We start from the raw sequence: 12906 nt of genomic DNA, 5'->3' as shown, positions 1-12906 counted from the left end.
GCCCCCAGCCACGGTCCCGCCCCCAGCTCCTCCGGTGGAGGATCGACCGTCCGCTCCGGAAGCTCGGCGGGATCGTCCCGCAGTGTGGGCGGCGGTACGTCCAGCTCACCCGGGATGACCGTCGGCGCGTTCTCCACCACCAACGCCATCACCGTACTCGGCGCCGATGGCAAGCAGGTCGTCACCACGGTCCCGCTGTCCGCCGTGGACCTGGTGCGGCCCGGCGACCGGGCCGACGTCACCGTCGACGGCGTGTCCACGCCGCTGACCGGCACCGTCTCCTCGATCGGCGTCCTGAACAGCACGACCGGGTCGACCACGACCTACCCCGTCAAGATCGCACTGGCGGCGACGCGGACGAAGCTCTTCGACGGCACCGGCGCGACCGTGTCGATCGTGGTACGGGAGGTCCGGAACATGCTGACCGTGCCGACCTCGGCGGTGCACCGGGTCGGCGGGCTGAGCACGGTCTCGGTCCTGCGGAAGGGCAAGGCGGTGACCGTCCGGGTGACCACCGGGGCGGTGGGGGCCGACCGGACCGAGGTGACGTCCGGCCTCACCGCCGGTAACCAGGTCATCCTCGCCGACCTGCACGCGGCGCTGCCGTCGGCACGCACGAACTCATCGTCCACCAGAGGCGGAGCCCTGCGGCGGGGGTCAATTTTTCGAACGATGCAGGCCAAACCAATATCGATCAAGGTTCGCGGCAGCTGCAGGGCGGGAAACCCGCCGGTTAAAAGCCCGTAGGACGGCCTGCCGTCTAGCAGCGCACAGTGCCGCCATGTGTGTGTTCGTGCAGGTCACGGGCACTCTGTGTGTCCCGGGGTGCCGGCGGCTGCCGGGTGCTGGTTCGTCGTCCGGGTTCACGATGCGCACACCCGAGCGCATGCGCCGCGTGACCGTGGATCTTGAGCAGCCGCCACGCTGGCCTGAGTCTACTATCCACCCTGAGATGGTCCAAGCCAGCGCCCTGCCCCGTCACGGAACAAACCACTCTCGGCCGGGCAAGGCGAGCTCGGCCTCGGTCGGAGCAGGCCGATTTCCCGAGGTGCGAAAGCGCCCCTGGCCGGATATTCTGTCAGTCGGCCTCCTGTGACGTGGCGACCTCGTAGAAGGCGTCCGCGAGAGCAAGGATGACGCTGTTGATTGCGGGGCCGTCGCTGAAGAAGTAGTCGGCCATGGTGTTGTGGGCTTCCTGGTTGTCGAGGACGGCCTCGGTGACGACGGCCTTGAAGTCGTCGGAGTCCATGAACTGCTTCTTCGAGTTGACCTGGGTCTGCCTGACGAGGTCGGGGTAGGCGAGGAGCCGCTGGACCAGGCCGTCGACGAACTCGCGGATCTGGGACTCGGTGAAGGACTCGGCGCCGAAGAGGTCGTTCATCCTGTCGATCACGACCTGGAGCGCGACGTACCGGGGCTCCTTGCGGGCGCCGGTTCCGGCGGCGCTGATTCCCTTGAGCTCGCCGCCGCCGGTCAGCGAGATGTCGACGGCGACCCGCTTCTCGTGCTTGACCCCGACCAGGACGACGTCGGAGAGGTCGACCTCGGCGGCCCAGGAGGAGTCGGCGATGACCTTCTCCAGGAGGCGCAGGAAGATGGAGAGCATCTCCAGGTACGGGTCGCCGTAGTCGACGATCTGGCTCATGAAGTCGTAGAGCCGGACGTAGGTGGAAACGTCCTGGCGGAACAGGCCGAGGGTGCTGAGCGTGACCTTGTCATCGGCCTCGATCGCGGCGGCGTAACGGCTCGCGAACTCGTGCTTCGCCGGAGCGATCGCGGCCGACAGCGCGTTGTTACCCTTCCGCTTCACCCACAGGTCGGCGACGTTCCGGACCTGGTCGGTGGTGTAGATCCCCGTCTGGGCGAGCTTGGCGGCGAGGTGGGCGACGACGTACGGGTCGGTCTCGGTCTCCAGGGCCGCGCCGGTGAAGTACGGCTCGAACGCGGTCCGGATGTCGTCGGGCGTGTTCACGAAGTCGAGGACGAACGTCGTGCGCTTGATCTCCCCGCCCGCGGTGCGGTGGGTGCGGTTGAGCCGGGAGAGCGTCTGCACGGCGGTGACCCCGGAGAGCTTCTTGTCGACGTACATCGCCGACAGCAGCGGCTGGTCGAAGCCGGTCTGGAACTTGTTGGCCACCAGCATGACCGTGTAGGTCTGGCCCTTGAACGCCGCAGCCAGGTCCGCGCCGGCGCCGGGGTTGAGGTTGGTCTCGGTGAACTCGACGTCCTTCGCCGGCACCGGCCCCCACTCCGAGGCCCACTCCTCGTTCTCGTCCATCGTCACCGACCCGGAGAAGGCGACCAGCGTGCGGTAGGTGTACGACGCGTCCTCCGCGGCCCGGCGGGCGATGTAGGCGTCGATCGCCTTCTTGTACTTCACCGCGGCCTTGCGCGAGTCGGTGACGACCATCGCCTTCGCCCTGCCCTCCAGCAGGTGGGCGACGTTGGCGTGGAAGTGCTCGACGATGATCTGGACCTTCTGGCTGATGTTGGTCGGGTGCAGCTTCACCCACCGCATCAGCCCCTTACGCGCCGCGCCTTCCTCGACTTCGCTGTCGGCGGTGGCCTTACCGGCGATCTTCAGCGCGGTGTCGTACGACTGGTAGCCACGCAGGACGTCGAGGATGTACCCCTCCTCGATCGCCTGCCGCATCGAGTACAGGTGGAACTCGACCGGCTTCCCGTCCGGCCCCTTCCGCCCGAACATCTCCAGCGTCTTGGCCTTCGGGGTCGCGGTGAACGCGAAGTAGGAGATGTTCGGCGAGTCGGCCCGCTCGCTCATCCGTGCCGCCAGGAGCGACTCCAGGGCGACCTCGCCGCCGTCGGCGAGGTCCTTGATCTCCTCGGCGGTGAGCACTGCCTTCAGCTGGGAGGAGATCCTGCCGGACTGCGACGAGTGCGCCTCGTCGGCGATGACGGCGAACTTCCTGCCCTTCAGCCCCTTGTCCGCCTGGATCTCGTCCATCGCGAACGGGAACGTCTGCACCGTCACCGCGATGATCAGCTCGCCGTTCCGCAGCGCGGCGGCCAGCAGCCCGGACTTCGACGTCGCGCCGGCCTTGCGGACGTCCTCCGGGCTGATCGTGGCCACGATCCTGCCGGACCCGTCGATCTGCCGGACCGCCTCCTGAAGCTGCCCGTCGAGCACCGTCCGGTCCACGACCACGATGACCGTGTCGAAGACCTTCTCGTCGTCCACGTGCAGCCGCGCCAGCCGGTGCGCCGTCCAGGCGATCGTGTTCGTCTTCCCCGACCCGGCCGAGTGCTCGATCAGGTACCGGTGGCCGACGCCCTCCTCGCGCACGGCGTCGACGATGGTCGTCACGGCCTCCCACTGGTGGAACCGCGGGAAGAGCATGCTGGTGCGCCGCACCGACGTCCCCGTCGCGACGTCCCACTCCTCCCGGGTCTCCACGATCATCAGCCGCCCGACGATGGTGAGCCAGGCGTCCTTCTCCCAGACCCGCTCCCACAGGTACGCCGTCGCCGACCGCCCCTCGGCACCGGGCGGGTTCCCCGCCCCGCCATCGTGGCCGATGGTGAACGGCAGGAAGTGCGTCTTCTCCCCCTCCAACCGGGTAGTCATCGCCGCCAGGTCGTTGGAGACCGCGAAGTGCACCAGCGCCCGATGCCCGAACGACAACAACGGCTCCGCCCGGCCGTTGGTGACCGGGCGCCGGTCCTTGCGGTATTGGTTGATCGCCTCGTCCAGCGACTGCGTGAAGTCCGTCTTCAGCTCCACCGTCGCCACCGGCAGCCCGTTGACGAAGAACACCAGGTCGATGCTGCGCTGATCGGCGGTCGAGAAGCGCACCTGCCGCATCACCCGCACCCGCATCGCCGCATACTGCGCCACCGTCGTCGCGTTCAGGCTGGTCTCCGGCCGGAACTGCGCCAGCTTCAACCGGCCACCACCGATGTAGACGACCCCGTTGCGCAGGATGTTCAACGTCCCGCCGCCGTGCTCCAGCGGCCTGTCGAGCGCCGTGGCCAGCACATCGAGGAACTTCGCCGCCGACCCGGCCGCCTTCAGCGCCTTCCCGTACGCCGCCGGCTGAGTCTCCTCCAACCAGGCGAACACATCCGCGGGGAAGAGCGCCCGCTCACGGTCATACCCGGTGTCGTTCGCCGAGTACAGCCACCCGTGAGCCTCCAGGTACGCGCAGATCTCGGACTCGAAGACGACCTCGTTGTGATCGGCCATTCAGACCATCCCCCGCACGTCGACCTGCCCCGTCACCGCCGCCGTGATCAGCGCCGCGCGCCGCTCCTTCGAGAGTTCGATGAACCGCTCGGTCTCCGCAATGAGAATGTCGACCTTCGCCGCTTGATCGTCAAGATACGCTGCGACGCGATGCTGCTCGTCGAGTTCGGGCAGCCAGATCGGCGTTGTGCGCAGAACCGGAAGCCTGACGTTTGCGACCGTCGATCCGTTCGCCGAGAGTCGGAAGTGGTCTTGCACGCGGTCCGAGTAGATCTGCCAAAGCAGAAACCTGCCGACACATTCCGCGCGATCAATCCGCAACAGCACCATGCGCTGACCGAGACAGATCTGATCATGAGGGACCATACATGCCTCACCAGCAGGGGCTTCGCGCGTGAACAGAACGTCGCCAACGGCTGGCGCTCCTCCAGCGTTCCGGTCCTTCCAGGTCTCCCTACTGATGGGCAGCCCGTTCCCAGGGCGGAACTTTCCGTTCCTGACCGAGGCGGTTCGGACGGCTTCGTACTCGCCGTCGTCCAGTACCTCAGGAGTCGTGTGCGGACAGTCGACGACGTCGATACAGGCATTCTGAAGTCGCGAATTAGGCACCTGCATGTCGAAGACGCCGTCGATAAGCGAGTGGCGCCGCTCGCGGAGCATCTCGATCAGGCGCTGCTGTTCCTCGATGAGCGTGTCGATGCGGGCGGTCTCGCGGTCGAGGTAGTCGGCGATGGCGCGCTGCTCCCCTAGCGACGGGAGCAGGATCGGCATCAGCCGGAACTCGTCGTTGTCGATCTCGGCCTGACCGATGCGCACTCCGCGCGAGAGCAGTGCGTAGCCGTTGGTGTAGGTGGTCGAGCGAAGGAGCCAGTTGAGGTAGCGGGCGTCCTCACTATGGCGCGGCGCGAAGCAGATGTAGTGACCGGAAACGATCCCGCGGAGCGAGGAGATACCGACCGAACCTTGCCATGCCTTCATCCGGTTGGCGACCAGCCAGCCCGGGTGGACGAGCTGGTAGATGCTGCGGTTCTCGGCGGTCTTGTTGATGTTTTCGCGTGAGTCCTTCGCCACGACGCCGTACTCGCGAAAGACGGATAGCATCTGCTCTTCCGGATGGTCCACATCCTTGATGCGTTCGAACATGGACCACAGTGGCTTTGTGGTCCAGCGCGGCGGGACCTTCCCGAGCCAGGACACACCGGAGTCGACGAGGTCGAGCCTCTCAGCGATCACCCTCGACCTCCCGCAGCAGGTCGAGAATCTTGGCGATCTGCTTGTCCAGGTCGGCGTCGATCTCGGCGAGGGGGCGGGGTGGGACGTACCTGTAGAAGTGGCGGGTTAAGGGGATCTCGTAGCCGGTCTTGACCTTGGCCCAGTCGATCCAGGCGTCGGGGACGTGCGGTCGCACCTCGGCGTCGAAGTAGGCGTTGATGACATCGATCTTTCCGCCCCGGCCGGCGGTCGAGCCACCGTAGGTGAAGGGGACGTTCTCGGTGTCGCGCTTCTTCGGGTCGGGCTTGCGCTGGCCCTTGCGGTCGACGACCGGCTTGCCGTCCTCGCCGAGCAGGGGGCGCTCGACGGTGATGGTCCAGTAGCCGAACTCGTCGTTGCTCAGCACCTTGGAGTAGTCGGGGTCGGCGTCAAGGAAGTCCACGTACAGGCTGACGACTTTCTCACGGTCGGCGTCGGAGATCTCGCGGCCCTTGGAACCGAGGTTCTTGCGCATCTTGGTCCAGAACGAGGTGCCGTCGATGAGCTGGACCAGGCCCCTGGCGTCGGGGTGCTTGGTGTTGTCGAGGATCCAGATGTACGTGGCGATGCCGGTGTTGAAGAACATGTTGGTCGGCAGTGCGACGATCGCCTCGACCAGGTCGTTCTCCAGCAGCCACCGGCGGATCTCGGAGGGGCCGGATCCGGCGGCGCCGTTGAAGAGTGGCGAGCCGTTCATGATGATCCCTACCCGGCCGCCACCGTCCTTGGGCGCCCGCATCTTGTGGGCCAGGTGGAGCAGGAAGAGCATCTGCCCGTCCGAGGTCGCCGGCAGGCCGGGGGCGAACCGGCCGTACGGGCCGGCCTCGTCGCGCTCCTTGGCGATCTGCTTGGCGTACTGCTTCCAGTCGACCCCGTAGGGCGGGTTGGACATGCAGTAGTCGAACTTCTTGCCCGTGAAGGCGTCGTCGGTGAGCGTGTTGCCGAAGGCGATGTTGGTCGCGTCGTGGCCCTTGGCGAGGAGGTCGGACTTGCAGATCGCGTACGACTGCGGGTTGTACTCCTGGCCGTACAGGCTCAGCTTCGCGTCCGGGTTCTGCTCGAGCAGGTGCTCCTCGGCCAGGGCGAGCATGCCGCCGGTGCCCGCGGTCGGGTCGTAGAGGGTGCGGACGATGCCGGCCTCCGTCAGGTCGGCGTCCTTCTCCGCGAAGAGCAGGTCGACCAGCAGCCGGATCGCGTCGCGCGGGGTGTAGTGGTCGCCGGAGGTCTCGTTCGCGGCCTCGTTGAACTTGCGGATGATGTACTCGAACGCATCGCCCATGTCGGCGTTCGACACCACGTCGGGGTGCAGGTCGATCGCCTTGAACGAGGTGATGATCTCGCGCAGGAGCCCCGCCTTCTCCAGCGCGAGGATCTCCTTCTTGAAGTCGAAGTACTCGAACACGTCCACGTCGGGCGAGAACCGGTCGAGGTAGTCGGCCAGGTTGTCCGCCAGCCCGTCGGCGTCGGCCAGGAGGTTGCTGAATCCGTAGTTGGAGGTGTTGTAGAACGGCCTGCCGGTCGCCTTCTTCACCTCGATCTTCAGCCGGGTCGGGTTGTCGAACGTCCGCGCGAGCTCGCGGACCGTGTCCCGGTCGGGTTCGAGGATGCAGTCGAGCCGGCGCAGGATCGTGAGCGGGAGGATCACGTTGCCGTACTGGTTGGGGCGGTAGGGACCCCGAAGCTGGTCGGCGATCGACCAGATGAAACTACCGAGGGTGCTCACAGGGCTCCTTGAGGGGATCTCACGCGAAGACGGGATGCCGGACGCCTGCGTCCGGGCCATGGGCCACCGACGCCGCCGTGCTCGGGGCCGAAGTTCCTGGCCAGCCCGTTCCAGCAGCCAAGCAGTCTGGCGGAATCGTCGACTCTGATCTCACCGGACTCCGGAGATGGCCTGCTGGGGGTCTCGGCGGCGTACCGCTGTCGACGACGGCGAGGACCGGCACCTCGTAGTCGGCGAGCAGACGGTGGAGCCGCTCTGGCCACGGTTCGCGGCGACCAGGCCGATCCCGATGTCACTCACCCCGCCACGGCCAGGCCAGGCTGTCCACTGCCAGACCGCGGAGAACCTCTCGGTCCACCCCGGGTCGGCCTCCAGGTACGCCTTGATCAGCGGCTCGCACGTGTCGCCCTTGTTCCGCTCCTCCGGCAACACGGCACGAAGGTCGCCCGGCAACTCGCGAATCTGACCCCCACGGACGATAGTCTGCCGCACAGTTCTGACGATCATGCCAAGACCCTCGTGACACGGTCCGCACCCGGCTACAGACCGCCCTACACTGCGGCGGCCAGGTCTCCGGGGCGAGGCCCCAGCGAATGGCCGGTTTCCAGCCGGGCCAGAAGCCGGCCAGCAACGCCTTGTCCTTCTCCACCCGGTGGCGGCGGGTTCCCAGCCACGTGGTGAGGCCTGCCGGCTGGCGATCGACCATGACGCCAACGCCGCGTTCGACCTGGGCGGTTCGTCCACCGCGAGTACGCCAGCGACGTCAATCCCGCCCGTGGTGCGTGTCCGGCGCCGAGGCACAGCGAACATGACCCGACTGACAGTGTGGGCGGTGCGTGAGGTTATGCCCCGTTGATCCGGTCAGCCCCCGCTGCAGGGCGCGGTCTGTGCGACAGCGATGAGCAGCAGGTGCTGGGCCGCAGCCCCGGTCCGCGTGTTGGCGGCTGCCGTCAGCTTGAGGCGGTCCAGGCGGGCTACTGAGTTTTAATCCGCGAAGTTGTGTGGAAGCACGACGATCCTTCACCTTATTGTGATCTTTGGGTGGGTGGTGCGCGTTCTGTTCGGGTAGCCGGCTGGTACGAGGTACGCGACGGGTGGCGGGCTGACCGCCACGGAACGGGATCGCCGGAACCGGTCCGGAGGGACGCGGCCGAACGGTTCGCCCGGGACGAGCCGGTCGCACAGATTGAAGCGGACCGGTGAAACACCGGGGCCGCCGCGACGAGCCGACGTCGTTCTCCTGGCGGGACTACCGGGATCTGGTCGTGGCCGTGCACAAGCGGCTGGGCCGGCCGGTCGTGCTGGTCTGGGACAACCTCAACCGGCACCTGTGCGCGGAGATGGCCGCTTTCATCGCGGCGAACACACTGTGGCTGACCGTGGTGGCGCTGCCCTCGTACGCGCCCGAACTGAACCCGGTGGAAGGGCTGTGGTCGGTACTCAAAGGCGGGCAGATCGCCAACCGGGCCTTCGACGACGTCGACGAACTCGACGAGCTGGTCCGCCGGGACATGACCGGGTTCCAGCACCGCCCCGAGCTCCTCGACGGCTGCCTCACCGGCACCGATCTGACCTTGAAACCATCATGATCCACGAAGTCATGATCCGACGACATCACGCATTAAAAATCAGTATTCCCGTCCACGCGGCCAGCGACCGACCACTCATTGCCGAAACCACACCGCCCGACTCTCAGCCCCGCGAGGGAGCTACCAGAGCCGCCACGCTTCGTAGTCGATCAATGTTGATTTGCTACCTCCCCGCAGCCCTGGGCCCCGGCGCCCACCCGCGCCAGGGGTCGGCGCGGGGCCCGTCCGGACCGGCGTTACCCGCCGAATGCGGCGAGCGCCTCGTCGATAACCGCATGACGATGGTGCAGCCCCGGCTCGTTGCGTCCGAAGACGAGCTCGGGCCGCACCCCCGACGCCATGTTCTTCTGGATGTCGATCGCCATGCGGTAGTCCTCGTCGCGCACCGTGGCGTGCGCGTACTCGAAGATCTCGTCCGCGGCGGTTCGCGTCGCCTCATCCGTGAGATCCATCGGCGACGCGTTCTGGTGATAGGTGATCGAATGACCCGGTCCGCTCCCGGGATAGACCCGGAACACCTCGCCGTTGGCGACAGTGACCGACAGGACGATGTTGGGGAACAGTGCGTAGATCACCACGAGGTTGTGCAGTGGTTCCCATTCTTCCTCGGGCTTGTCCGCGAGGTCCGTGATGTGCCGCATCGGGAAGACCAGCCGATGGTGCGGGCCGAAGGAGTCGAACAGCGCGCAGTTGCTCTTGGTGATCAGCGCGAACGTGTCCCGGTGCACTGTGGCAAAATGATAGTTCTCGGCGAACGTGTCGAGCGCGAACTTCCAGTTGATCGGGAAGTCGAGCACCTTCTCGCCCACCGAGGCCCAGCTACCGATGTCCCAGGACGCGAGTTCCGGACCGAGCTCTCCCAGGTGAGCATCGATGTCCAGGGGACCGCTGTCCGGCTGGAGACCGACCCACAGGAATCCGGAATGCTCCGCGGCGGGCAGTTGCGTGAGACGGGGCTTCCCGGCCATCGTCGAGGGGAAACCTTCACGGCCGGGTCCGCCGACGAAGTCACCTTGGGCGTCATATACCCAGGCGTGATACGGGCAGACGAACCGCTCTGCCGCGCCACAGCCCTCCGCGACTGGCGCCTGGCGATGGGCGCAGACGTTCTGGAAAGCCCTGACCGTGCCGTCCTCGCCCCGGGTCAGAAGCACGGGAACGCCCATGACGGTCTTCGTGCAGTAGCTTCCGGGGGCCGGCAACTCAGAGCGGTAGCCGACAAGCTGCGGAGAGCGCAAGACAAGCTCGCGCTCGCGCTCGAAGCGTCCCTGGCCCGTGTACGCCAAGGCCGGCTGGCGGCGCTCCGCGGGCACCATGTCGGTCGTCTTGTCCATCGCGATTTTGAGCGCCCGTCGAGTGAGATCGATGAGCTCGTGGCGGTCGATCTGAGGCCTCCTTGATACGGCAGTCCTGATGCGGCGGTTACGTCATGCCGAGAGCACCGAAGTATCGGCACAAGATCGCATATGACGTGATAGCGGAATCGTATGTGCCTTCGGCCAAACGCCGCTGAGCCGGCATCGTCGAATTTCCAAAAGGAGCGACGATATCACTCTATGTGCAAAATCGACAGTCACCCCCGGACGAATGGACACCCTATGTCATTTATATACTACCCTACGCAGACGACATCCGAGCGGGTGGTCAGGCCACGCGGGTGGTCAGGCCACGCGGGTGGTCAGGGCGTGCAGGTGCTGCCGGGCTGGCCGAAACCCGGCCGGGAGAGATCGAGGTCGATCCTGTTGTCCGGGCCGAGGACGCGCGGGCGTTCCAGGACGCATTCCCGATGCGTCGCGGTGTCGGTGTCGGTGACGGTGACGGTGACGGTGATGCGCTGCGGGCCGGCGTAGAGCGCTCCGCTGCTCCAGTCGAACGACCCGGTGCTGGTGCGGACGGCGAAGGAGGAGATCGGATAGCCGGTGGAGGAACGGGCGTGGCCGCCGAAGATGACGATCCGCACCCGGCCCGGCGCACCGCCGACCGCGGGGCCAGCCGCGACGCTCGCCGCGGAATCCACCGTGATGTCGTTCACCGCGCCCTCCCCACCCGCACGCGCGGATCGAGCGGCGCGTACACCAGGTCGGCGACGACGTAGATGCCCATTCCCACCGCGCCGAGCACGATCGCGCCGGCCTGCAGGGTCGGCACGTCCTTGCTGGTCGCCGACGACAGCAGCAGGTTGCCGATGCCCTGGTAACCGAACAGCAGCTCGACGGTCACCAGTCCCGCGAGCAGGAACTGCAGCTGCACGGCGAGCGCGCTCGTCGCCGACACCAGCGAGTTGCGCAGCACGTGCCCTCGCACGAGCTGCGCCTCGGACATGCCACGCACCCGCATCGCCCGGATGAACGGGCTGGCGAGGACCGCGGCTGTGCTCGCCCGCACGTGCCTGGCGACATAGCCGGTGCACAGCAGGACCAGGCAGAGCGCGGGCAGCAGCAGATGCCGGATCGAGGTCAGCGGATCAGCCCCCGGCGGTGCCTGCGCCGACGAGGGCAGCCAGTGCAGCTTCACGCTGAAGACCACCAGCAGGACGAAGGCGAGCAGGGCAAGCGTCGCGCTGTCGAGCAGACGTTCGATCACCAGCGGGCGAACGTCGACCCCGAGCGTGTAGGAGCGCCCCCAGCCACCGGTGACGAACCCACCCAGCCAGTGCAGGTAGCGTGGCATCAGCGGCTCGTCGAGACGCAGCTGGTGGCGCAGCGCGTCCACCGACGCCTGGCTGGCCTCCCGACCCAGCACGACGCGCGCCACGTCGCCGGGGATCAGTTCGGTGGCGATGAACACCAGGCAGCTGACCGCCAGCATGGTGACGGGGATCATCGCCAACCTCCGGGCCAGGAAACGCACCATGCCGGATCAGGCCCGGCTCACGGTTGTCAGGTCGAGGAAGGCCGACGGGTGGGCGCGTAGCCCCCTGACCCGGTCGGACCGGTAGGCCCGGACGGCCCCGGACCACACGGTGATGATGACCGGCACGTCCTCGTGAAGGGCCCGCGCGATGATCTCGGCCTGCTTCTTCCGCTCGGCGGGGTCGGTCGCGGCGTCGTAGGCGTCGGCCGCGGCGTCCAAGGCGGGGTTGGCGTATTTCGAACCGTTCCAGGCCCCGTGGCTCTTCACCATCGGGATGATGAACTGGCTCAGCGTCGGGCGGCCCACCCAGCCGACGAGGTTCGCGGTGGTGAACAGCCAGGGGGTGTCGGTCTCCTGATTGCCGCCGTAGAACACGTCGGAGGTCTGCTGGTCGAGATCGACGGTGATCCCCACCTGCTTGAGCTGGTCCTGGATGACCAGCGCGTAGGCCTTGTTCGGGGCGTCGAAGCTGAGGGTGAACCGCAGATTCTCGACCCCCGCGGCGGACGGCAGCGACCGGACCTTCGCCACGTCCTTCGCGCGTTGCGCGAGGTCCTTCGGTGCGGCCGCGAACGCGGGCCCGAGAAGGTGGTCGTTGCCGATGACGCCGACCCCGTTGTAGACGGAGGTGAGGACACCCGGCCGGTCCAGCGCGTAGGAGATGGCCTGCCGGACCTCCTTCTTCGTGAACGGCGGCTTGTCGACGCGTAGGGTGAACGCGGTCAGGCTGGTACCGTTGGCCTTGTCGACGGCGGTGGAGTTGCTTCCGGCGATCGGGACGGCCTCGGACAGGATCTGCGCGTCGATGGCGCCGCTCTGCAATGCCAGTAGGTCGGCCTGGGCATCCTTGTGGAAGGTCACCTTGACGCCATCGAGGTACGGCTTGCCGGCGTCCCGGTACTTCGGGTTGCGGCGCAGTGAGGCTCCCTGGCCGACGTCGTAGAAGTCGAACCGGAACGGCCCGGTGCCGATCGCCTTCGTGGCGAACGTGCCGACCTTGTAGTCGCTCTTGAGCACGACCGCGTTGTAGTTGCCCGCGGAGACCAGGTAAGGGAAGTCGGAGAACGGCCGCTCGAGGTGGAAGACCACCGTGTCCGCCCCCGACACCGCCACGCCGCCGGCCTTGAGGACTGACGCGAAGGCGGACAAGGCGGCGGACTTGTTCGCCGGGTCCAGCAGCCGGTCGAACGACGCCTTCACGGTCGGCGCGTCCAGCGGGGTGCCGCCAGATAAGCCTGTCGTTTAACCTGTCGGTCCTTCAGATCCTGCGGCTGTTGACCTGTCCG

At 67.0% G+C, this 12906-nt stretch carries 10 protein-coding genes; 2 read left to right on the top strand and 8 right to left on the bottom strand.

The window, feature by feature from the left end; all coding sequences use genetic code 11:
* Positions 1 to 114: 114 nt before the first annotated feature.
* Positions 115 to 747 carry an efflux RND transporter periplasmic adaptor subunit gene (locus tag AC08OO_RS16520; RefSeq protein WP_476618725.1) on the top strand — a complete coding sequence of 211 codons (633 nt, stop codon included), beginning with the start codon at positions 115 to 117 and terminating at the stop codon, positions 745 to 747.
* Between the two features lie 331 nt (positions 748 to 1078).
* Here the strand turns inward: AC08OO_RS16520 and AC08OO_RS16515 are convergent, their stop codons facing one another.
* The 4 genes from AC08OO_RS16515 to AC08OO_RS16500 all read right to left on the bottom strand — a co-directional run bounded on the left by AC08OO_RS16515 (position 1079) and on the right by AC08OO_RS16500 (position 7685).
* Positions 1079 to 4204, bottom strand: a complete 3126-nt coding sequence (locus AC08OO_RS16515) for a type I restriction endonuclease subunit R (RefSeq protein ID WP_476611094.1) — start codon at positions 4202 to 4204, stop codon at positions 1079 to 1081.
* A complete protein-coding gene (locus AC08OO_RS16510) occupies positions 4205 to 5437 on the bottom strand; it encodes a restriction endonuclease subunit S (RefSeq protein ID WP_476618724.1) in 1233 nt (410 codons plus the stop codon).
* Positions 5427 to 7178, bottom strand: coding sequence for an N-6 DNA methylase (locus AC08OO_RS16505; protein ID WP_476618723.1), 1752 nt, complete (start codon positions 7176 to 7178; stop codon positions 5427 to 5429). The genes AC08OO_RS16510 and AC08OO_RS16505 overlap by 11 nt, the downstream gene beginning before the upstream one ends.
* A 150-nt stretch (positions 7179 to 7328) precedes the next feature.
* The gene (locus tag AC08OO_RS16500) at positions 7329 to 7685 is read right to left on the bottom strand and encodes a restriction endonuclease (protein WP_476611092.1); all 357 of its coding nucleotides are present in this window, start codon (positions 7683 to 7685) and stop codon (positions 7329 to 7331) included.
* A 692-nt stretch (positions 7686 to 8377) separates the two neighbouring features.
* Between AC08OO_RS16500 and AC08OO_RS16495 the strand changes: the two genes are divergently transcribed.
* Positions 8378 to 8767, top strand: a complete 390-nt coding sequence (locus tag AC08OO_RS16495; protein WP_476611091.1) for a transposase — start codon at positions 8378 to 8380, stop codon at positions 8765 to 8767.
* Between the two features lie 236 nt (positions 8768 to 9003).
* Here AC08OO_RS16495 and AC08OO_RS16490 read toward each other — a convergent pair whose 3' ends face one another.
* From AC08OO_RS16490 to AC08OO_RS16475, 4 genes are all read right to left on the bottom strand, one after another.
* Positions 9004 to 10101: an aromatic ring-hydroxylating oxygenase subunit alpha gene (locus AC08OO_RS16490; protein ID WP_011434661.1), complete on the bottom strand. Its 1098-nt coding sequence runs from the start codon at positions 10099 to 10101 to the stop codon at positions 9004 to 9006.
* A 344-nt stretch (positions 10102 to 10445) separates the two neighbouring features.
* Positions 10446 to 10799 (bottom strand): hypothetical protein, encoded by a 354-nt coding sequence (locus tag AC08OO_RS16485; RefSeq protein ID WP_476618722.1) that lies wholly within the window; start codon positions 10797 to 10799, stop codon positions 10446 to 10448.
* A complete protein-coding gene (locus AC08OO_RS16480) occupies positions 10796 to 11620 on the bottom strand; it encodes an ABC transporter permease (protein WP_476611089.1) in 825 nt (274 codons plus the stop codon). The genes AC08OO_RS16485 and AC08OO_RS16480 overlap by 4 nt, the downstream gene beginning before the upstream one ends.
* 6 nt (positions 11621 to 11626) lie before the next feature.
* On the bottom strand, positions 11627 to 12835 hold the full coding sequence (locus AC08OO_RS16475) for an ABC transporter substrate-binding protein (protein ID WP_476618730.1): 1209 nt from the start codon (positions 12833 to 12835) through the stop codon (positions 11627 to 11629).
* Positions 12836 to 12906: the final 71 nt, after the last annotated feature.

The organism is Frankia sp. CeCAU1 (assembly GCF_977971845.1).
The sequence above is the reverse complement of the archived record's forward strand: the minus strand, read 5'-3'. Positions and strand labels throughout refer to the sequence as shown.